The sequence below is a fragment of the Rhizobium sp. YTU87027 genome, assembly GCF_050644135.1.
GTDB lineage: Bacteria > Pseudomonadota > Alphaproteobacteria > Rhizobiales > Rhizobiaceae > Rhizobium.
Genome location: NZ_CP098440.1, coordinates 3,448,206 through 3,467,935 on the forward strand (window position 1 = coordinate 3,448,206; position 19,730 = coordinate 3,467,935).

General features: G+C 59.5%; 20 protein-coding genes. 5 read left to right on the top strand and 15 right to left on the bottom strand.

Annotated features, from left to right (window positions below; translation table 11 throughout):
• Positions 1–4: 4 nt before the first annotated feature.
• The 8 genes from tsaE to NBG89_RS17050 all read right to left on the bottom strand — a co-directional run bounded on the left by tsaE (position 5) and on the right by NBG89_RS17050 (position 9,764).
• On the bottom strand, positions 5–1,516 hold the full coding sequence (tsaE, locus tag NBG89_RS17015; RefSeq protein WP_431320906.1) for a tRNA (adenosine(37)-N6)-threonylcarbamoyltransferase complex ATPase subunit type 1 TsaE: 1,512 nt from the start codon (positions 1,514–1,516) through the stop codon (positions 5–7).
• Positions 1,513–4,095, bottom strand: coding sequence for an ATP-binding protein (locus NBG89_RS17020; RefSeq protein WP_431320907.1), 2,583 nt, complete (start codon positions 4,093–4,095; stop codon positions 1,513–1,515). Before NBG89_RS17020 ends, tsaE begins: the two co-directional genes overlap by 4 nt.
• Positions 4,096–4,298: 203 nt before the next feature.
• Entirely contained in the window at positions 4,299–5,699 is a 1,401-nt protein-coding gene (ahcY, locus tag NBG89_RS17025) for an adenosylhomocysteinase (protein WP_431320908.1), read from the bottom strand.
• Positions 5,700–5,866: 167 nt separating this feature from the next.
• Positions 5,867–6,142, bottom strand: a complete 276-nt coding sequence (locus NBG89_RS17030) for an HPr family phosphocarrier protein (RefSeq protein WP_018859428.1) — start codon at positions 6,140–6,142, stop codon at positions 5,867–5,869.
• Between the two features lie 16 nt (positions 6,143–6,158).
• Positions 6,159–6,560 (bottom strand): PTS sugar transporter subunit IIA, encoded by a 402-nt coding sequence (locus tag NBG89_RS17035; RefSeq protein WP_007528763.1) that lies wholly within the window; start codon positions 6,558–6,560, stop codon positions 6,159–6,161.
• A gap of 153 nt (positions 6,561–6,713) precedes the next feature.
• Positions 6,714–7,166, bottom strand: coding sequence for an HPr kinase/phosphorylase (locus NBG89_RS17040; protein ID WP_431320909.1), 453 nt, complete (start codon positions 7,164–7,166; stop codon positions 6,714–6,716).
• Positions 7,163–8,926 carry a stimulus-sensing domain-containing protein gene (locus NBG89_RS17045; RefSeq protein WP_431322725.1) on the bottom strand — a complete coding sequence of 588 codons (1,764 nt, stop codon included), beginning with the start codon at positions 8,924–8,926 and terminating at the stop codon, positions 7,163–7,165. The genes NBG89_RS17040 and NBG89_RS17045 overlap by 4 nt, the downstream gene beginning before the upstream one ends.
• A 106-nt stretch (positions 8,927–9,032) precedes the next feature.
• Positions 9,033–9,764 carry a response regulator transcription factor gene (locus NBG89_RS17050; protein WP_189637167.1) on the bottom strand — a complete coding sequence of 244 codons (732 nt, stop codon included), beginning with the start codon at positions 9,762–9,764 and terminating at the stop codon, positions 9,033–9,035.
• Positions 9,765–10,105: 341 nt separating this feature from the next.
• Between NBG89_RS17050 and NBG89_RS17055 the strand changes: the two genes are divergently transcribed.
• From NBG89_RS17055 to NBG89_RS17065, 3 genes are all read left to right on the top strand, one after another.
• Positions 10,106–11,716 (top strand): phosphoenolpyruvate carboxykinase, encoded by a 1,611-nt coding sequence (locus NBG89_RS17055; RefSeq protein WP_431320910.1) that lies wholly within the window; start codon positions 10,106–10,108, stop codon positions 11,714–11,716.
• A 96-nt stretch (positions 11,717–11,812) separates the two neighbouring features.
• Positions 11,813–12,247 carry an alternative ribosome rescue aminoacyl-tRNA hydrolase ArfB gene (gene arfB / locus NBG89_RS17060; protein ID WP_431320911.1) on the top strand — a complete coding sequence of 145 codons (435 nt, stop codon included), beginning with the start codon at positions 11,813–11,815 and terminating at the stop codon, positions 12,245–12,247.
• A 1-nt stretch (position 12,248) separates the two neighbouring features.
• Positions 12,249–12,860 (top strand): alpha-ketoglutarate-dependent dioxygenase AlkB family protein, encoded by a 612-nt coding sequence (locus NBG89_RS17065; protein WP_431320912.1) that lies wholly within the window; start codon positions 12,249–12,251, stop codon positions 12,858–12,860.
• On the opposite strand, the gene coaA is transcribed toward NBG89_RS17065, so the two are convergent.
• Genes coaA through hisB form a run of 7 tightly spaced genes read right to left on the bottom strand, consistent with a single transcriptional unit; the run spans position 12,857 to position 17,509 of the window.
• Complete coding sequence (gene coaA / locus NBG89_RS17070) at positions 12,857–13,852, bottom strand: type I pantothenate kinase (RefSeq protein ID WP_431320913.1); 996 nt, start codon at positions 13,850–13,852, stop codon at positions 12,857–12,859. The two genes, NBG89_RS17065 and coaA, sit on opposite strands and share 4 nt — an antisense overlap.
• On the bottom strand, positions 13,849–14,172 hold the full coding sequence (locus NBG89_RS17075) for a phosphoribosyl-ATP diphosphatase (RefSeq protein ID WP_025583058.1): 324 nt from the start codon (positions 14,170–14,172) through the stop codon (positions 13,849–13,851). Before NBG89_RS17075 ends, coaA begins: the two co-directional genes overlap by 4 nt.
• A gap of 14 nt (positions 14,173–14,186) precedes the next feature.
• The gene (hisF, locus tag NBG89_RS17080) at positions 14,187–14,969 is read right to left on the bottom strand and encodes an imidazole glycerol phosphate synthase subunit HisF (protein WP_431320914.1); all 783 of its coding nucleotides are present in this window, start codon (positions 14,967–14,969) and stop codon (positions 14,187–14,189) included.
• Positions 14,966–15,715, bottom strand: coding sequence for a 1-(5-phosphoribosyl)-5-[(5-phosphoribosylamino)methylideneamino]imidazole-4-carboxamide isomerase (gene hisA / locus NBG89_RS17085; RefSeq protein WP_431320915.1), 750 nt, complete (start codon positions 15,713–15,715; stop codon positions 14,966–14,968). Before hisA ends, hisF begins: the two co-directional genes overlap by 4 nt.
• A gap of 26 nt (positions 15,716–15,741) precedes the next feature.
• Positions 15,742–16,392, bottom strand: coding sequence for an imidazole glycerol phosphate synthase subunit HisH (gene hisH, locus NBG89_RS17090; protein WP_431320916.1), 651 nt, complete (start codon positions 16,390–16,392; stop codon positions 15,742–15,744).
• A complete protein-coding gene (locus tag NBG89_RS17095; RefSeq protein WP_431320917.1) occupies positions 16,392–16,877 on the bottom strand; it encodes a DUF2628 domain-containing protein in 486 nt (161 codons plus the stop codon). Before NBG89_RS17095 ends, hisH begins: the two co-directional genes overlap by 1 nt.
• Positions 16,878–16,900: 23 nt before the next feature.
• Positions 16,901–17,509 carry an imidazoleglycerol-phosphate dehydratase HisB gene (hisB, locus tag NBG89_RS17100; protein ID WP_431320918.1) on the bottom strand — a complete coding sequence of 203 codons (609 nt, stop codon included), beginning with the start codon at positions 17,507–17,509 and terminating at the stop codon, positions 16,901–16,903.
• Between the two features lie 179 nt (positions 17,510–17,688).
• Between hisB and hslV the strand changes: the two genes are divergently transcribed.
• Entirely contained in the window at positions 17,689–18,216 is a 528-nt protein-coding gene (gene hslV, locus NBG89_RS17105) for an ATP-dependent protease subunit HslV (protein ID WP_088693219.1), read from the top strand.
• Positions 18,217–18,255: 39 nt separating this feature from the next.
• The gene (gene hslU, locus NBG89_RS17110) at positions 18,256–19,563 is read left to right on the top strand and encodes an ATP-dependent protease ATPase subunit HslU (RefSeq protein ID WP_028749008.1); all 1,308 of its coding nucleotides are present in this window, start codon (positions 18,256–18,258) and stop codon (positions 19,561–19,563) included.
• The last annotated feature ends 167 nt before the right edge of the window (positions 19,564–19,730 follow it).

A 19,730-nucleotide genomic window follows, 5' to 3' on the forward strand; every position in this document is an offset into this window, starting at 1 on the left:
GAAATTATGATTCGCTTGGCACTATTCCAGCCCTTACGAGCCAGTCGCGCAAGGGGGCAAGCACTTCGTGTTCTAACGCAACGGAAAGATAGGCGAGCGTGCGCGGCATATGCTTCATATAGCCCGGCTTTCCGTCTCTTTGCATCAGGCGAACCCATAGCCCGGCAAGCTTGCAGTTGCGTTGTGCCGACATGATGGCCCAACTCTTCAGGAAGCGAGCCTCGTCGAAGCCGCCCTGTGCTCTGCGTAGCGTCAGATAGTCGTCCATCAATTGCTGGAAGAGATCGGGTGCGATCGTGACGCGCGCGTCCTGCGCGATCGACGCGAGGTCGTAGGCAGTGGGGCCGATCATCGCATCTTGGAAATCGATCAGTCCGACGCGTGCAATCCCCGCCTCATTCTCTCGCCAGATAATATTCGGTGAGTGAAAATCACGAAGGAGAAGCCCTTTTTCGGAGGTCTCCAATTCGTCGATCAGACCATCCCAGATGGCGAGGTATTCATCGCGCTCCGCATCACTGGCAGCAATACCCTCACGCTTCCAGGGGAGATGCCAGTCGAGAACGAGGCGCACTTCCATCTTCATCGCCGTTCGGTCGAAATCCGGGATGTGGTGGACATGGCTATCCGTCACGCGGATGTCCTGCGGGATCGCCAGCGAGTGGAGATGCGCCAGGCAGGCGACGCTTGCCCGGTAACGATCGGCCATAGGCTGGCCCTGCACGTCCAGAACGCCGTCGACGCCAAGGTCCTCCAGCAGCAGAATGCCTTGGTCGTAGTCGACCCGGTAGACCTCCGGTGCTGCAAAGCCCTCCTGCCGGAGCGCATTTGCAATGGCGACAAAGGGATAGGCATTCTCCGCAAGATGCGCGACCTTCGGATATGGCTTGCCGTCCAGAACCGGGGGCCCTTCCGGCAGCGGCGGCCAATCCATCAGAATGCGGCGCTTTCCATCACCGGGATAAACGGCCTCGTAGGCACGGAGAGATGCATCACCGGTAAGGAAACGACGTTTCGCAAAGGGATATCCCGCGGCATCGAGGAAATCGCGGATCGCGAGGACGCGACGGATTCGGGCGGCCTGCTTGTCCGGCGCCGCAATGGTCACCTGCCGACCTTGGCCCTCGTGCTCCAGCTTCAGTGCAATCCGGTCTGCCGGCAGCTCGTCGCTCGCCATCTCTGGCCACTCCACCAGACAGATGCCGTCCTGGAGAGCCTCGTCGAAGCCAAGTTCGGTCAGTTCGGCCGGATCTCCGAGGCGGTAGAGATCGAAATGCGCGACTGGTATGCGCAGGTTATAGCTTTGCACCAGGGTGAAGGTGGGGCTTGGCACCTCAAGATCGTCGTCATCAGCCATCGCGCGCAGAAACGCGCGGGCAAGTGAAGATTTTCCGGCGCCGAGGTCACCCGAAAGCGCAAGGCAATCACCTTGCCTCAGTGCCAGCGCAAGATCCTCCCCAAAGCGGGTTGTTTCCGCCTCATCCTTTAGGAAGAGGGAAATGACAGGAGTCATCATTCGGCTGCGACGGACGTCGGGAGATCGATCGAAGGAATCCGGCAGGTCACGATCGTGCCCTTGCCTGGTTGACTGTCGATGGTGACCGTCCCGCGGTGGAGACTGACGAAGCTGTCGACGATCGAGAGCCCGAGTCCTGCGCCGCCCCTCTTGCCACTCTTCGCACCGGTGGCGAATCGGTCGAACACGTTGGCGATCATGTCCTGCGAAATACCTGGGCCACGATCGCTGACGGAGAAGACGAAATCTGTCCCGTCGCGCCGGCATTCCAGAGCGATTGATGAGCCTTCCGGAGAGAAGTTGGCGGCGTTGGAAAGCAGCTTTACGAGGATCTGCTTCAGTCTTTGCGGATCAGCAATGATCGAGCCCAGATGCGCCGGAGCGGTAATCTCTAGCGTCACGCCGCTTTCCTGCAGCCTGTCAGCAATCTGCATCGATACGTCGTCGAGCAGGTCGCCGAGATCGATCGGCGAGTAATTCAGGTGCATGATCCCGGCGTCGACTGTGGCAAGATCGAGGATATCGTTGACCAGCGTCAGAAGGACGGAAGACGAGGTCGAAATGTGATCGATATACTCTGCCTGCCGGTCGTTCAGTGGTCCAAGTCCGGGCGTGCGCAGCAGATCGGTGAAGCCGATGATGTTGGTCAGTGGCGAGCGCAGTTCGTAGGAGACATGCTGGACGAAGTCGTTCTTGAGTTCGTCCGCCTTGCGCAGCGCTTCGTTCTTTTCCGTCAACGCGCGCTCGGCGCGAACGCTGTCAGTCATGTTGACGAAGGTCAACATCGTCTGTGCATTCGGCAACGGAATGACAGCGTAGTCAAGCACGAGACCCGAGAACAGCTCGAGCGTTCCCTGGCTGGAGCGGCGCTCGTCGTCAAAGCTGGTGATCAACTCGGCGAAGGTCTTCCATCCGTCTGGACGGTCATAGGATTGAGAGCATGCATCGCCAAGGGCGCGGATATGCGTGCCGGGCTTCGCCTCAGCCTCGGTGATTCCCCAGAGCGCACGGAAGGCGGGATTCGAGAGGCGAATGCGTCCGTCGGGCCCAAAGACGGCAACACCCTCCGAGAGATGGTCGATCGTCTCGCCTTGAACCTTGAGAAGCGTGTTGTAGCGTGTCTCAAGATCGACCTGCTCGGTCAGGTTCTCGAACACCCAGGTGGCGCCGCCCTGCGGATGCGCTGTTGCGAAAACCCGCAGCGTCTGGCCGTTCGGCAAGTGCCAAAGGTCCGATTGGGTATCGAGCGCACGGTAGACCGAAAGCGCGGCTTCCTTCCAGGATTTCCAGTTGAGCTGATCCGGCAGCTTTTTCGCAGCTCGTAGCCGCTCCAGCAGTTCCGCATTGTCGGGCCGGCTCTCGAGGAAAGCGATATCGAGCTCCCAGAGCGAGACGAACGCCTGATTGTAAAACTGCAGCCGCCGGTCGCCGTCGAAGATCGCCACTGGGGTCGCGAGATGATCAAGGGTCTCGGCGTGGCTCTTCAATGTTCGCTCGAGCTCCGCGCGAACGGCTTCGATGCCGGAAACATCGACGGCTATGCCGGCTGAGCCGCTTGGGACTTTGACATCGACAACATCGAAGAAAGTGCGGTTGCCGCGCACTACGGTCGAAATCTTGTCGTGGAAAGGCGACTCGGTGGTGGCGGTAGCGCGGATTCGCTCGCGAGCAACGGTCGTCAGGAATTCCCGGCCCTCATCGATAGCTTGCGCCGGCGTGGTTGCTTCGACGGCTTCGCCGTAGGCATGGTTGACCCAGGTCAGCCGGCCTTCACTGTCACGCTGCCATGCCGGCAGATCGATTGCATCGAGCATGCTCTGAAACGCCGAGATGGACGACAGCAGTCTGTCCCGTTCGATCTTAAGCTCGGCAAGCTCTGCTCGGAGATTGTTCAGCGCCACAAACCGGACAAATGCGCGACCGCCGGAAACCCGACCCTGTGCTTCAAGAATTTCCTCGCGATGGGTTTCAACGACCATGTCGAAGCTATGAGCCGAGCCGCGCAGGCGATCGATCGCGCGCTCGAGTTCGGATGCGGAGCGCGACTTGAGCCACAGCCCGAAAGCAAGGAATTCGCTGTCTTGCGGCGCGCCGGTTTCCGCCGGCAGCTGACCAATAAGCTCAGGGCGCTCATTGCCATCCCAGATGACGATGCGGCGATTCTTGTCGGCGATCAGCGCCTGATATTGCGAGATGCGTTGTTGTGCGTCCGAGAGTGCCGAGCGGATTTCGCGGCTCTCGCTTTCGAGGTTGCCGCGCTGACGTACAACCCAGAGGGTTGAAAGCAGCGCGGCGGAGATCACACCGATAACGACCGAGAGACCGACGACCTGCGACGAGGTGAAAAGATGCGCAGATGCGACAGCCTCAGCTTCGACCTGTGCGAAAACCGGCGGCGCAACCGATGCGATTGCGGTGCCCGCAGCAAAAATCCGTGCGACACGAGCCAGTATTCCTGGCTTCTCGGCGATGGTCTTTGAGTTGCCGACAGGTTTCCGTTCACCTGGATAAAGCGGGCAGGAGTCAGCGTGAGCGCCATCCTCCGCCTGTTCCACCAGGCTGTGCATCATTTCCGACATGCGCGGTATGTCTCCGTCCTTTAATGTGCCGCATCACGACAAGACATCCCATTTTCGAAGCAAACGGACACGTCCATGGCCACGAATCGAGTGTTAAAACAATACTTCGGAAGGGAATCGGCGGGAAGGTCTGTGTCAAAAAATAAGGGCGCCGCATTTGTCAATGTGGCGCCCTCTAGATGTTGTGGATATTTATTCAGAGATCAATATCTGTAGTGGTCTGCCTTGTACGGACCTTGCGGCGTGACGCCGATATAGGCTGCCTGTTCCGTAGAAAGCTGTGTCAGCTTCACGCCGAGCTTGTCGAGATGCAGGCGTGCAACCTTCTCGTCGAGGTGCTTCGGCAAGATGTAGACCTGGTTCTGGTACTGACCGGTCTTGGTGAACAGCTCGATCTGAGCCAGCGTCTGGTTGGTGAACGAAGCCGACATGACGAAGGACGGGTGGCCAGTCGCATTGCCGAGGTTGAGCAGGCGGCCTTCCGAGAGCAGGATGATGCGGTTGCCCTTCGGGAACTCGATCAGGTCGACCTGCGGCTTGATGTTGGTCCACTTCAGGTTACGCAGCGCTGCAACTTCGATCTCGTTGTCGAAGTGGCCGATGTTACCGACGATCGCCATGTCCTTCATCTGACGCATGTGGTCGATGCGGATGACGTCCTTGTTGCCAGTCGTGGTGATGAAGATGTCGGCGGAAGACACGACATCTTCCAGCGTGACGACTTCGAAACCGTCCATGGCCGCCTGGAGCGCGCAGATCGGATCGACTTCCGTCACCTTGACGCGGGCGCCAGCACCCTGAAGCGAAGCGGCCGAGCCCTTGCCAACGTCACCATATCCGCAAACGACAGCGACCTTGCCGGCCATCATGACGTCCGTGCCACGACGGATGCCGTCGACCAGCGATTCCTTGCAGCCGTACTTGTTGTCGAACTTCGACTTGGTGACCGAGTCGTTGACGTTGATCGCCGGGAAGGGAAGGAGGCCCTTCTGGCTCAGTTGATACAGGCGATTGACGCCCGTCGTGGTTTCTTCGGTTACGCCTTTGATGGCGTCACGCTGCTTCGTGAACCAGCCCGGCGATGCGGCCAGACGCTTCTTGATCTGTGCGAAGAGGATTTCCTCCTCTTCGGAATGCGGGTTCGACAGCACATTCTCGCCGGCTTCAGCGCGCGCGCCAAGCAGGATGTACATCGTGGCATCGCCGCCATCATCGAGGATCATGTTGGAAAGACCGCCATCAGCCCACTGGAAGATCTTGTCGGTGTAAACCCAGTAGTCTTCCAGCGACTCGCCCTTGATGGCAAAAACCGGAACGCCGGACGCGGCGATGGCCGCTGCGGCGTGATCCTGCGTCGAGAAGATGTTGCACGAAGCCCAGCGGACTTCGGCGCCAAGTGCAACGAGCGTTTCAATGAGAACGGCCGTCTGGATCGTCATGTGCAGCGAGCCGGTGATGCGCGCGCCCTTCAGCGGCTTTGCTTCGCCGAATTCTGCGCGGCAGGCCATCAGGCCTGGCATCTCGGTTTCTGCGATCGTAATTTCCTTGCGGCCGAAGTCCGCGAGGCCGATGTCGGCGACGACATAATCTTTTTCAGTGCTCATTGGGTTCTCCAGGCTGAAAAGCGGCTCAAAATTCGAAAGCGCACGTGTATGCGCCGGATAGCGTCCACGCGGCATGCGCGGCTATGCTGGCCGTTTAGCAGGCTTCTATGGCGAAGGCAATAATGATATAAAGAAGTCTTTATATGTTTATATGAGTTGCAAGGAGCTCATATTTCCTCACCGAACCGGTTCTGGATCAGCTCGTCAAGCGCATCAAGCGCCTGTGCGGCTTGGTTGCCGCTTGCGGAAACAAGGACGCTTGAACCAGGACTCGCCGCCAGCATCATCAATCCCATGATCGAAGTCCCACCGACCGTCATCCCGTCTTTCGAAACGGTGATAGCAGCATCGAAATTCTCGACGAGTTGAACGAACTTTGCCGAAGCGCGTGCGTGCAGTCCGCGCTTGTTGATGATCAGAATTTCTCGGGAGAGTGCCGTCATAGGCGCGGTGTGCTCACTATTTGCCGCTGAGCACGCGGCTCGCGACGTTGATGTATTTCCGTCCAGCTTCAGAGGCCTCGACGAGCGCCTTTTCCATGTTGTTCTCGCCACGCACGCCGGCAAGCTTGATCAGCATCGGCAGATTCATGCCGGCGATGACCTCGGTGTGGCCACTGCTCATAACTGATATTGCCAGGTTGGAGGGAGTACCGCCGAACATGTCTGTCAGGATGACGACTCCGTGGCCGTCGTCGGCGCGGGACACTGCTTCCAGAATATCTTGCCGTCTCTGATCCATGTCGTCTTCGGGGCCGATACAGACCGTTTCGATGAATTTCTGAGGACCGACGACGTGTTCGACCGCATGACGAAACTCTTCAGCCAGCTTGCCATGAGTGACAAGCACAAGTCCGATCATGATATTACTGCTCCTAGTGGCGTATGCAAACGGTGGGCCCAATATCGCAATGCAGCAATCGCGTCCACCGTGGGGGCACATCTTGGCGATGAAAAGCCGAAGTGCAAGACAAAAATACGACTTTTCAGGCGGGATTTGCCGATTTCGCAGGCATTATCGTCCGATATCCGGCGCTTTTGCCAGCAATGCCGCCAACGGTACCGGAGTATTAGCCAGCAACCGAATGACCGGCAGATCTATATCGTCGACAATAGTCATTCGCTCGCCCTCGGGCGGCAGTCGTTTCTCTCCGGACACGCTTCCCGGCAGGATGGCATAGTGCATGACGGCGCTTGCGACGTGCGGCATTTGCACGATGCCAGTGCCGCGCAACTCGATCAAACCGGCTATCGAGGCAGGGCAGGTGGCCATCACGGCTCCAGCCTGTGTCGAGACCAGCACCTGGTCGTCGGCAACGAGTATCGCCGACATACCCATGCGCTGGGCTTCGGCGATGCAGGCAAAGGCTAGCATCGACTTTCCCCATCCCGAAGGGCCCATGAAAAGAAGACCGGTGCTGCCGACGACGATAGCGGTTGCGTGGATGTTCGAAGGGGCGGCGGTCATGCGGTCGTATTGGCGGGAAGGGCGAGGATGAAGCGCGCTCCGAGCAGCTTTTCGCTCTCGGGATCGATGATGTTCTCTGCGCGCAGCGAACCGCCATGAGCCTCGGCGATCTGGCGGCTGATCGACAGACCGAGGCCGGAATTCTGGCCGAAACCTTCAGATTCAGGTCGATCGGTATAGAAACGCTCGAAGATGCGATCGATGTTTTCGGCCTGAATGCCCGGTCCGTTATCCTCGACGTAAACGATGCAGCGGGAGCGCGTTCTGACCAGCCGCACGGTGATCCTGCCGTCATGCTCCGGTACGAAAGAGCGCGCATTCTCAATCAGATTGGTAACGATCTGTCCGATCCGGAGGTCGTGGCCGTTCACCACGAAGCGCGTCTTGACGCCCGGTTTGCGCTCGATGGCGAACTCGATCTGCACTTCTTTCTTGCGACTGCGGATCTGTCGCGACACGTCGATAAGATCGCGAAGCAGGATTTCCAGATCGACCGAGCCTGCATCGACTCGCGCCAATTCGGCATCAAGGCGGGAGGCATCGGAAATATCGCTGATCAGGCGATCCAGCCGCCGAACGTCATGCAGGATGACATCAAGAAGCCGCTTCTTGGAGTCATCCGTTTTGGCAAGCGGCAGCGTTTCGACTGCGCTGCGGAGCGACGTCAGCGGGTTCTTCAGTTCGTGGCTGACGTCGGCCGCAAAGCTTTCGATGGCGTCGATACGGTCGTAGAGAGCCGTCGTCATCTCACGTAATGCAATGGAGAGGTTGCCGATCTCGTCCTGACGGGCAGAAAAGTCCGGAATTTCCTCGCGTTCCTTTGCGCCGCGGCGAACACGGATCGCGGCAGCCGACAGGCGCCGCAGCGGGTTGGCGATCGTTGAGGATAAAACGAGAGACAGGAGAACGTTGACAAGCGTCGCGACTCCGAACACGCGCATGATGCCCAGGCGCTCGGCGTGGACGATGTTGTCAATATCACCGGCTTGCGTCGATAACAGCAGCACGCCGAGTACAGCGCGGAAGCGTTGGATCGGAACGGCGACCGAGACGATCAGCTCGCCCTTCTCGGTGGTGCGAACCACGGCGCCGCGCACGCCGGTCAGCGCGTTCATGACCTCGGGATAGATAGAGCCGTCACCGCCGGGCGCTTCTTTATAGAGGGGCAGGTTTCCCGGTTGCAGAACCTTGTTGAAGATCGTCGTGAACCACTGGCCCCAAGTCTGCTCCTCGTCATCGACCGGCGGCAGATCAAAACGTAGGACTTGACCGCGTGAATAGAGGTGGCGAGAGTCGAGCAGCAGGTTGGCATCGGCATCGAAAATTCGCGCACGGGTTCTGGTTGGAGAGATTAGTCGGCGCAACACTGGCGCGACCTTCTCCGGATCAATCGGGAATTCGAGATCCTCGTCGTTTGGAACCGGCGTAATGCTCTGGCCAGCCTGCAGTTCGAGCAGTTTTTCCGGGTCGATGGTGATCGAATTGGTGTCGACCGAAGCGGAAGCCGAGACCGCGCCGGCGATGATTTCGCCCTGCGTCAGGAGACTTTCAACGCGGGCGTCGATCAGCCCTTCGCGGAACTGATTGAGGTAAAGAATGCCGCCGACGAGAACGACAAGTGCGGCGAGATTGAAGAAAAGGATGCGGCGCGTGAGGCTCGAGAAGACGGCGTTGCCGAAGATGCGGCGGATGATCGTGAAGGGATGCGACCAGCGTCGTCCCCTGACGCGGCGATTGCTTACGCCTTCCGCCTCATCCAGATCCCTTTCCTGCACCAACTGTGCCAACGACAGGCCCTTTCGGAGAGCGGACCGCTTTCGCGATCGCCTGCTCTCGACAATTCTCTAATGCCGCGCCGCTTCGGCGTCAGGCTGCTTCGCGGAAGCGGTATCCCACTCCGTAAAGCGTTTCAATCATATCAAAGTCGGTATCGACCATCTTGAATTTCTTGCGAAGCCGCTTGATGTGGCTGTCGATGGTGCGATCATCGACATAGACCTGCTCGTCATAGGCCGCATCCATCAATGCGTCACGGCTCTTGACGACGCCTGGTCGTTGGGCCAGCGAGTGCAGGATGAGGAATTCGGTCACCGTCAGCGTCACCGGCTCGCCCTTCCAGGTGCAGGTGTGGCGTTCCTGATCCATGACCAACTGGCCACGTTCAAGCGAACGAGCGAGCTGCTGTGCCGTGCCCGGCTTGGGGGCGGCACCACCGGCTGCGGCTGCGGCTTCGCGGCTTGATGCGCGGCGCAGCACGGCGCGAACGCGCTCGACGAGCAGACGCTGCGAGAATGGCTTGGTGATGAAGTCGTCGGCGCCCATCTTCAGGCCGAACAGCTCATCGATTTCCTCGTCCTTGGAGGTGAGGAAGATGACCGGCATGTCGGATTTCTGCCGCAGGCGGCGCAGGAGTTCCATGCCATCCATGCGTGGCATCTTGATGTCGAAGATCGCAAGCTGCGGCGGACGCGCGAGAAGACCGTCGAGGGCGGATGCGCCGTCCGTATAAGTCTCGACCTTATATCCTTCAGCCTCAAGTGCGATCGATACCGAGGTGAGGATGTTGCGGTCGTCATCAACGAGCGCGATTGTCGGCATGGTATTCATCTCCGTCATCTATGCGCGTCTCCAGGAATTTTGAAGGTCCCCCAGGCGGCCTTTCTGAACCGGATGCGCTTATGGGGATAAAGGTGGAACAAATTGTGGCAAAGATAAAGGGTGGGATTGTTGTAAAGTTTTGATGGCAACCAAAAGCTGCATCGAGACTTCGCCGAGCCACTTCCGTTTCAAACGATTTAAAATATATCCGGAAAATTTAAATCGATTAATAGTTTGATATTACTACATTTTATTGATTTTCCGCTATTGCGTTTTAAAAAAACCGCCCGTACGGTCACCCTCAGTTCTTAACGGCACGAGCCTCAAGGAAGGAAAAGACCATGGAGCTGTTCGGAGTCCACAACCCGGCGATAGAGCTGGCGACGATCGGTTTGGGGAGCGCAAGCAGCGCTCGCTATAACTTTGCGGCCGCCTCTCTCTATGAAGAATCGATTCGCCGGGGCGAGGCTGAGCTGACCGCCCATGGAGCCCTGCGTGCCCTGACGGGGCAGCACACCGGGCGCTCGCCGCGGGATAAGTTTGTCGTTCGTGACGCCAACACGGACGATCAGATCTGGTGGGACAACAACAAGCCGATGTCGCCGGAGCACTTCGCGCTCCTGAAGCAGGACATGCTTGCTCATGCCGCCGGCAAGGATCTATTCGTTCAGGATCTCATCGGCGGCGCCGACGAGAACAACGCGCTGCCGACACGTGTCGTCACCGAACTTGCCTGGCACTCGCTGTTCATTCGGAATCTGCTGATCCGTCCGGAGCGCTCGGCCCTTGAGGCGTTCGTTCCTAAACTGACGATCATCAATCTGCCGACCTTCAAGGCCGATCCGGCGCGTTACGGTTGCCGCAGCGAAACCGTTATCGCCTGCGATCTGACGAATGGCGAAGTGCTGATCGCCGGTACGCTTTATGCCGGCGAGATGAAGAAATCGGTGTTCACCGTGCTGAACTACCTGCTGCCGGCAAAGAGCGTCATGCCGATGCACTGCTCGGCGAATGTCGGCCCTGATGGCGATGCCGCGGTCTTCTTCGGCCTCTCGGGCACCGGCAAGACGACGCTCTCGGCAGATCCGGCCCGCACGCTGATCGGCGACGATGAGCACGGTTGGGGCGAGGACGGCATCTTCAATTTTGAAGGTGGCTGCTATGCCAAGACGATCCGCCTGTCGGCGGAAGCCGAGCCAGAAATCTATGCAACGACGCAGCGCTTCGGAACCGTTCTCGAAAACGTCGTTCTGAACGATCAGCGCGAGCCCGACTTCAACGACGGCTCACTGACGGAAAATACGCGTTGTGCCTACCCGTTGGATTTCATTCCGAACGCCTCGAAGACTGGTCTTGCCGGTCACCCGAAGACGATCATCATGCTGACGGCCGATGCCTTTGGCGTCATGCCGCCGATCGCCAAGCTGACGCCGGACCAGGCGATGTATCACTTCTTGTCCGGCTACACCGCCAAGGTGGCGGGTACCGAGCGGGGTGTAACCGAGCCGGAAGCGACCTTCTCGACCTGCTTCGGCGCGCCGTTCATGCCGCGTCATCCGTCGGAATACGGCAATCTCTTGAAGGATCTCATCGGTCGCCACGGCGTTGAATGCTGGCTGGTCAACACGGGCTGGACTGGCGGTGCTTACGGCACCGGCAGGCGCATGCCGATCAAGGCAACGCGCACGCTGCTTGCCGCAGCGCTCTCGGGCGAACTCGGCAAGACGGATTTCCGCGTCGATCCGAACTTCGGCTTTGCGGTTCCAGTCGCGGTGCCGGGCGTCGACACGGCAATCCTCGATCCGCGTTCGACGTGGCAGGATCCGGTCGCCTACGACGCGCAGGCCGGCAAGCTCGTGACGATGTTCATCGAGAACTTCGCAAAGTTCGAAGGCCACGTCGATGGCGGGGTGCGCGATGCGGCCCCGGGGTTTCGCGCCGCCGCTGAATGACGGGCCAAAACATTGATGATTCACGTGAAACCCGGCGGTCTCCGCCGGGTTTCTTTGTCTGTTCCCAAGGGCCGGCCGATGTGAGATAGAAATCGCATGGCCAGCGACCCGCTTTATATCAACGATCGAATCACCATCGCCGGATGGGAGCTGACGGAGCAGTTCGTCTTGGCGGGTGGCCCCGGCGGGCAGAATGTCAACAAAGTCTCGACAGCCGTCCAGCTCTTCTTCAACATTCCCAACTCACCTTCCTTGAACGAGCGCGTGAAGGCGAATGCCGTGAAGCTTGCCGGCAAGCGCCTCTCGAAGGAGGGCGTCCTGATGATCGAGGCAAGTCGCTTCCGCAGCCAGGATCGCAACCGCGAAGACGCGCGCGAGCGCCTGAAGGAGCTGATTCTCGAAGCTGCCAAACCACCACCGCCGCCGCGGAAGAAAACCAAGCCGACAAAGGGATCGGTTGAACGCCGGCTGAAAGAGAAGTCGGGTCGCGCCGAAGTGAAGAAGATGCGCGGCCGGCCGCTCGGAGATTGATATGCTGAAGCTGCCGAATGGCGTCAATCACCTGCCAGACTATCTTGACCGGCCCCGGCAGCAGGCTTTGGTCGATACCATCCGGTCGATCGTCGCGGATGCGCCACTTTTCGTGCCTGTCATGCCCGGCACCGGCAAGCCGATGTCGGTGCGCATGACGAACTGCGGCCCCCTCGGCTGGGTCACCGACAAGGAGCACGGCTATCGCTACCAGCCGACCCATCCCGTCACGGGCAAGCCGTGGCCGGATATGCCGGCGGAGTTACTGGAAATCTGGAGCGACGTATCCGGCTACGACAAGCCGCCACAGGCCTGCCTTGTCAACTTCTACTCCGATGAGGCGCGCATGGGCCTGCATCAGGATAAGGACGAACAGGATCTCGCAGCGCCGGTCGTGTCGATATCGCTTGGCAATAGCTGCCTTTTTCGCGTCGGTGGCCTCGCGCGCAACGACCCAACGCTTTCCTTCAAGCTTTCAAGCGGCGATATCGTGATCTTGGGCGCGGAAGGGCGCCTTTGTTTCCACGGCGTCGACAAGATCTATCCGTCGACATCGACGCTGCTGAAAAACGGCGGCCGGATCAATCTGACGCTTCGCCGGGTAGCGGCTTAGAGCTTTCTTAGGGCGACCTGCTCGATGAGGTGATTGTTGCCCTTGCGCAGGATCAGGTCGGCGCGCGGGCGCGTCGGCAGGATGTTTTCGCGCAGGTTCTTCAGGTTGATGTTTTCCCAGAGGCCTTCTGCGATCGTCAGCGCTTCCCCTTCGCTGATCGAAGCATAGCGGTGGAAGAAGGAGTGGGGATCGCGGAACGCCGTTTCGCGCAGCCGCATGAAGCGTGTCACATACCAGTCGTGAATCCGGCTTTCGTCCGCATCGATGTAGATGGAGAAGTCGAAGAAGTCGGAGACCATCGGAACGATCTTGCCGCCGGCCGGCAGGTCGCGCGACTGCAGGACGTTGATGCCCTCGAAGATCAAAATGTCGGGCCGGTCGACGATCTTGTACTCGTTCGGCAGCACGTCATAGACCAGATGCGAATAGGACGGCGCCCTGACGTTTGGCTGTCCGGCCTTGATCGCCGCCAGGAAACGTAGGATTGCCGCAGTGTCGTAACTCTCGGGAAAGCCCTTGCGCTGCATCAGGTTTTCACGTTGCAGCACGGCGTTCGGATGCAGGAAGCCGTCGGTGGTGACGAGATCCACTTTCGGACTGGACGGCCAGCGTGACAGCAGTTCTTTCAGAATACGGGCAGTCGTCGATTTGCCGACGGCCACCGAACCCGCGATGCCGATCACGAATGGCGTCTTCGCGACGTTGGAGAGGCTGAGGAAGCGGTTGCGCTGCTCGAAAAGTAGCTGAGACGATTCCACATGGGCCGAGAGAAGGCGCGACAGCGACAGATAGATCCGCCGCACTTCGTCAAGGTCGATCGGGTCGCCCATAGAGCGCAGCCGTTTGACCTCGTCCCCCTTCAGAGTCAGAGGCGTATCCGCACGGAAGCGCGCCCATTCCTCCGAAGAAAAGAAGTGATAGGGCGAATAGGCATTCGCCTGAAAATGATCGAGCGTCTCGGGCGCTCCTATGAGCTGTCTTGCGATACTCATGAACTTTGCCGGCTCGCCTTTTCTTTCAGGCCGGATTGAGCGGTACGGCGCTCAAGCTCCGCCATGACACTTTGCAACGGAATGCCCGCCACCTTCAATACGACCAATAGGTGATAAAGCAGGTCGGCGGCTTCATAGGTGAGGTTTTCACGATCATCGGCAATCGCTGCCATTACCGCTTCAATCGCCTCTTCGCCTAGTTTCTTGGCAGCTTTCGGCTGACCCGCGGAAACGAGTTTTGCCGTCCAGGATTCGTCCGGCGAGGCCTTCGATCGCGCATCGACGATCTTTTCGAGATCGGCAAGGGTGAATTCGCTCATAATTCTGCGTTCCCTCAGTCCAGACGCATGTCGATGCCGCAGGACGACATATAGCGCTTCGCCTCGCCCACGGAATAGGTGCCGAAGTGGAAGATCGATGCGGCGAGAACGGCGTTGGCATGTCCCTCCTTGACGCCCGCCACGAGATCGTCGAGGTCACCGACGCCGCCCGAGGCAATGACCGGCACTCGGACTGAATCCGCGATGGCGCGTGTCAACTCGAGATCGTAGCCGACCTTCGTTCCGTCCCGATCCATCGAGGTAACAAGCAGTTCGCCGGCGCCCCGCTCGACCATTTTCCGCGCGAAATCCACCGCGTCGATGCCGGTCGCGTTGCGGCCACCATGCGTGTAGATCTCCCAGGCACTGACATCGCCTTGGACAGGGGTGGTCCGCCGCTTGGCGTCAATTGAGACGACGATGCACTGGTCGCCGAACTTGTCCGCAGCTTCCGCAACGAAATCCGGATTGTTGACGGCGGCCGAATTGATCGAAACCTTGTCCGCGCCGCAAAGCAGCAGCTTGCGAATGTCAGCGATGGTGCGAACGCCGCCGCCGACGGTGACAGGCATGAAACACTGCTCAGCGGTACGAGCCACGACGTCGAAGATCGTTTCGCGATTGTCCGAAGAAGCGGTGATGTCGAGGAAGCAGAGTTCGTCGGCGCCGGCGGCGTCGTAAGCTTTGGCGGCCTCGACCGGATCTCCGGCATCTACCAGATTGACGAAATTGACGCCCTTGACGACGCGGCCGTCCTTGACGTCTAGGCAGGGAATGACGCGTGCCTTCAGGGTCATTGCGCAGTCTCCTTCGCGCGTGCGGCCGAAATCAGCGCCAAAGCCTCTTTCGGATCGATACGTCCATCATACAGCGCGCGGCCGGAGATCGCACCTTCGAGCTTGCGTGCGTCGGGTTCGAGCATCCGTTTCACATCTTCGATCGAAGCGAGTCCGCCGGACGCGATCACCGGGATCGACACGGCCTCGGCAAGTTCGAGCGTCGACGCCCAGTTGATGCCAGCGAGGATGCCGTCGCGGTCGATGTCGGTGTAGATGATCGCGGCAACGCCAGCGCCCTCAAACTTCTTTGCGAGTTCGACGACGCCGAGCTCGGAGGCCTCTGCCCAGCCCTCGACGGCGACTTTTCCGCCCTTTGCATCGATGCCAACGGCAACGCGCCCGGGAAACTTCTTGCAGGCTTCAATCACGAGTGCCGGCTCGCGCACGGCGATCGTGCCGAGAATGACGCGGGCGAGGCCGCGCGATAGCCAGCTTTCGATATGGTCGAGCGTACGGATGCCGCCACCAAGCTGAACCGGGTTCTTCGTCGCTTTCAGGATCGCATCGACCGCAGCGCCGTTTACGCTTTCGCCGGCGAAAGCGCCGTTCAAGTCAACGACATGCAGCCACTCGAATCCCTGATCTTCAAAGGCCTTCGCCTGGGCGCCAGGGTCGGGATTGTAAACGGTCGCTTGGTCCATATCGCCGAGCTTGAGGCGAACGCACTGGCCATCCTTCAGGTCGATTGCAGGAAATAGGATCATTCTGTCAGTCCTTGCAGTGCGCGAGCTCAAGGCTTCCAGCGCAGGAAATTGGCGATCAGGGCGAGGCCGAGCTTCTGGCTCTTTTCGGGATGGAACTGGGCTCCGGCCATGTTGTCGCGACCGACGAAAGCGGTGATCGGTCCGCCATAATCAGCGGTCGCAATGACGTCGCCGGGGTTGTTCGCCGCCAGATGGTACGAATGCACAAAATAGGCATGCAGCCCGGTCGGTCCGGTCGGAATGCCGTCGAATAGCGGGTGAGGGGATTTCAGATCCAGCGTGTTCCAGCCAATCTGAGGGATCTTCAGATTGGCATCCCCGGGCGTCATTTCAACAACGTCGCCGGGAATCCATCCGAAACCGTTCGTCACCGTCTTTTCGAGGCCGCGCGATGACATCAGCTGCATGCCAACGCAGATACCGAGAAACGGCCGGGCTTTCTTCTCGACCGCGTCGATCAGCGCTTCCGACATGCCTGAAACGGCATCGAGCCCGCGCCGGCAGTCGGCATAGGCGCCGACACCCGGCAGCACCACGCGATCGGCGGCCGCTACGGCCTCGGCCTTGTCCGTTAGGTCGATCACAGCATCGATGCCGGCTTCCCGCGCGGCTCGCTCGAAGGCTTTCGTCGCCGAACGCAGATTGCCGGAACCGTAATCTATAATTGCGACGCGCATCAGCGTCCTCCATCAAAACCAAAGAGACCGAGCGAGGTGGCGTTGCCGTGTCGCGGGGCATGGGCCGTGGGATCCCATTGCGGCGAGGGTGCCGGACGGCTGTCACCGCTATCGGTCGGAACATTCGAAAAATAGATCTCTTCTGCGGTTGGGAGCGAGTCGGCCGAAACGAGGTCGGTCTCATCCCAGCCCTTCGCAACCAGATCGCGGATGCGAAGGTTCTGACCCTCGAGCGCCACCAGAAGACTTGTGCCGAAGGTGATCGCGAGGCCGACGGGCCAGAGGTCTGCCCGGTCTGTCAGCGCGCCGCCAAGGCTTTGCAGGAAAAATGCCGCGACGGCGTAGAGCCACAGCCGATGTAAGCCCAGCCATATCCAGGGGAAGAGGAACCCGAGCATCGTGAAGCCATCGCGAATGAAGCGCGTCTTCTCGTGGTTTGTGTCCGTTCCGCCAGGCGCGGTCAGAACCAGGTAGCTGGAAGTCATATCGTCAAGCTCCCTCAGGGGGCTCAGACGAGCGTGCCCTTCGTTGAGGGAACACGGCCCGCCTGTCTCGGATCGATCTCTGTCGCCGTACGCAGTGCGCGGGCAACGGCCTTGAAGCATGTCTCTGCAATATGGTGGTTGTTGGCACCATAATGGTTGAGAATATGCAAGGTGATGCCGGCGTTCTGTGCAAGCGCCTGGAAAAATTCGCGAACGAGTTCCGTGTCGAACGTGCCGATCTTCGGCGCGCTGAAGGCGACATTCCAGACGAGGAAAGGACGACCGGAGAGGTCGACCGCAGCCTTCGTCATCGTCTCGTCCATGGCAAGATCAATCGATGCGTAGCGCGTGATGCCGCGGCGATCGCCGAGCGCCTTGGCGATCGCCTGGCCGATCGCGATGCCAGTGTCTTCGACCGTATGATGATCGTCGATGTGGAGGTCGCCCTTGGTCTCGATCTCCATGTCGATGAGCGAATGTCGCGACAATTGGTCGAGCATATGATCGAAGAAGCCGACGCCCGTCGAGATTTTCGACTTCCCGGTACCGTCAAGATTGACGGAAACGGAAACCGAAGTCTCGTTCGTCTTGCGGGACACGGCACCCGTGCGGCTTGCTGCGGTCTCGGCCATATGGCTGCTCCATCAGGAAATACGGGGGTTCCTTATCAGGCAAGCCGTGAAATATCCAGAACCGCGGCAGCAGAAAACGACGCCAATTGCAATCGGCGTGCCCGCACTTACATAGGGCTCGACAGGGCCGGTGTGCGGCCCGACGTAACAAGCCCGGCAGACGGGTAAAGGTGTAATGGATGACAACGATTATTACAGTTCGAAAGGGCGGCAAGGTCATCATGGCCGGCGATGGTCAAGTCAGCCTCGGCCAGACGGTGATGAAGGGCAATGCCCGCAAGGTGCGGCGCATCGGCAAGGGAGAAGTCATTGCCGGTTTCGCAGGCGCCACCGCGGATGCCTTCACGCTCCTCGAACGCCTTGAGAAGAAGCTTGAACAATATCCGGGCCAGCTGATGCGCGCCGCCGTCGAGCTCGCTAAGGATTGGCGCACGGACAAGTATCTCCGCAACCTCGAAGCCATGATGCTTGTTGCCGACAAGTCGGTGACGCTGGCGATAACAGGCAACGGCGACGTTCTTGAGCCAGAGCATGGCGCCATGGCGATCGGTTCGGGCGGCAATTTTGCGCTCGCTGCGGCGCGCGCCCTGATGGACACTGACAAATCAGCCGAAGAGGTCGCGCGTCGCGCGCTCGATATTGCCGCCGACATTTGCGTCTACACGAACCATAATGTGGTCGTGGAAACGCTCGATGCCGAAGCTTGATCCGGTTTCAAAGATTCACGCCCCGATGGGATATTCGATATGACCACATTCTCCCCCCGCGAGATCGTTTCCGAACTCGACCGTTACATTATCGGCCAGCATGAGGCCAAACGTGCGGTGGCGATTGCACTGCGCAATCGTTGGCGCCGCCACCAGCTCGATCCGGATCTGCGCGACGAAGTCATGCCCAAGAACATCCTGATGATCGGCCCAACTGGCGTAGGCAAGACGGAAATCTCTCGGCGTCTCGCCAAACTGGCGGGAGCACCGTTCATCAAGGTTGAAGCGACCAAATTTACCGAAGTCGGTTACGTCGGCCGCGACGTGGAGCAGATCATCCGTGATCTCGTTGAGGTCGGCATCGGCTTGGCTCGCGAGAAGAAGCGAAGCGAAGTGCAGGCAAAGGCGCATATGAGTGCCGAGGAACGCGTTCTCGATGCGCTCGTCGGCGCCACGGCCTCGCCAGCGACGCGCGACAGCTTCCGCAAGAAGCTGCGCAACGGTGAACTTGACGACAAGGAGATCGATATCGAGATCGCCGACACCGGCACCGGCATGGGTGGTTTCGACATTCCCGGCATGCCGGGCGCCAATATCGGCGTGCTCAATCTCTCCGAAATGTTCGGTAAGGCAATGGGTGGCCGCACCAAGAAGGTCCGCACGACGGTCAAGGCATCCTACACCGATCTGATCCGCGACGAGTCCGACAAGCTGATCGACAACGAAGTCATCCAGCGCGAGGCGGTCCGCGCTGTCGAGAATGACGGCATCGTCTTCCTCGACGAGATCGACAAGATCGCCGCTCGCGATGGCGGCATGGGTGCCGGCGTTTCGCGCGAAGGCGTGCAACGCGACCTGCTTCCACTGGTTGAAGGTACGACCGTGTCGACGAAGTACGGCCCGGTGAAGACGGATCACGTCCTTTTCATTGCCTCCGGCGCATTCCATGTCTCCAAGCCGTCCGATCTGTTGCCGGAATTGCAAGGTCGTCTGCCGATCCGCGTCGAGCTGCGCGCGCTCACCAAGGAAGATTTCCGCCGTATCCTGACGGAAACCGAGGCGAGCCTTATCAGGCAGTACAAGGCCCTGATGGAAACGGAGGGCCTCAACCTCGAGTTCACCGACAATGGCATCGATGCCCTGGCTGATGTGGCTGTCCACCTGAACTCGTCAGTCGAGAACATCGGCGCACGCCGGCTTCAGACTGTCATGGAGCGGGTTCTGGACGAAATCTCCTTCAACGCTCCGGATCGGGGCGGCTCGACCGTGACGATCGACGCCGACTATGTGCGCGAGCATGTCGGCGACCTGGCGCAGAACACGGATTTGTCCCGCTTCATCCTGTGATGAACGAGCATCGTGTCATGTCTTTGCTGATGTGATGCCGCGATTTTGACAGCTTGAACTCTCGACAGCGGGCCTTTTACTTTTTAGTGAAGGGCCCGTTTAGTTATGGGCGCCAGCATTATTCGGCCAAGATTGTGGTCCAGTCAGCGCGCTCCGCGAGAATGCCA

Coding starts and splice junctions, on each gene's coding strand:
- NBG89_RS17040 (WP_431320909.1), bottom strand. CDS start 7,166: ATGACCGCCGCCCCTTCGAACATCCACGCAACCGCTATCGTCGTCGGC.
- hisH (WP_431320916.1), bottom strand. CDS start 16,392: ATGCGCGTCGCAATTATAGATTACGGTTCCGGCAATCTGCGTTCGGCG.
- NBG89_RS17075 (WP_025583058.1), bottom strand. CDS start 14,172: ATGAGCGAATTCACCCTTGCCGATCTCGAAAAGATCGTCGATGCGCGA.
- NBG89_RS17055 (WP_431320910.1), top strand. CDS start 10,106: ATGGAGCTGTTCGGAGTCCACAACCCGGCGATAGAGCTGGCGACGATC.
- arfB (WP_431320911.1), top strand. CDS start 11,813: ATGGCCAGCGACCCGCTTTATATCAACGATCGAATCACCATCGCCGGA.
- ahcY (WP_431320908.1), bottom strand. CDS start 5,699: ATGAGCACTGAAAAAGATTATGTCGTCGCCGACATCGGCCTCGCGGAC.
- NBG89_RS17035 (WP_007528763.1), bottom strand. CDS start 6,560: ATGATCGGACTTGTGCTTGTCACTCATGGCAAGCTGGCTGAAGAGTTT.
- NBG89_RS17030 (WP_018859428.1), bottom strand. CDS start 6,142: ATGACGGCACTCTCCCGAGAAATTCTGATCATCAACAAGCGCGGACTG.
- hisF (WP_431320914.1), bottom strand. CDS start 14,969: ATGACCCTGAAGGCACGCGTCATTCCCTGCCTAGACGTCAAGGACGGC.
- hslV (WP_088693219.1), top strand. CDS start 17,689: ATGACAACGATTATTACAGTTCGAAAGGGCGGCAAGGTCATCATGGCC.
- coaA (WP_431320913.1), bottom strand. CDS start 13,852: ATGAGTATCGCAAGACAGCTCATAGGAGCGCCCGAGACGCTCGATCAT.
- hslU (WP_028749008.1), top strand. CDS start 18,256: ATGACCACATTCTCCCCCCGCGAGATCGTTTCCGAACTCGACCGTTAC.
- NBG89_RS17050 (WP_189637167.1), bottom strand. CDS start 9,764: ATGCCGACAATCGCGCTCGTTGATGACGACCGCAACATCCTCACCTCG.
- NBG89_RS17065 (WP_431320912.1), top strand. CDS start 12,249: ATGCTGAAGCTGCCGAATGGCGTCAATCACCTGCCAGACTATCTTGAC.
- tsaE (WP_431320906.1), bottom strand. CDS start 1,516: ATGATGACTCCTGTCATTTCCCTCTTCCTAAAGGATGAGGCGGAAACA.
- hisB (WP_431320918.1), bottom strand. CDS start 17,509: ATGGCCGAGACCGCAGCAAGCCGCACGGGTGCCGTGTCCCGCAAGACG.
- hisA (WP_431320915.1), bottom strand. CDS start 15,715: ATGATCCTATTTCCTGCAATCGACCTGAAGGATGGCCAGTGCGTTCGC.
- NBG89_RS17020 (WP_431320907.1), bottom strand. CDS start 4,095: ATGTCGGAAATGATGCACAGCCTGGTGGAACAGGCGGAGGATGGCGCT.
- NBG89_RS17095 (WP_431320917.1), bottom strand. CDS start 16,877: ATGACTTCCAGCTACCTGGTTCTGACCGCGCCTGGCGGAACGGACACA.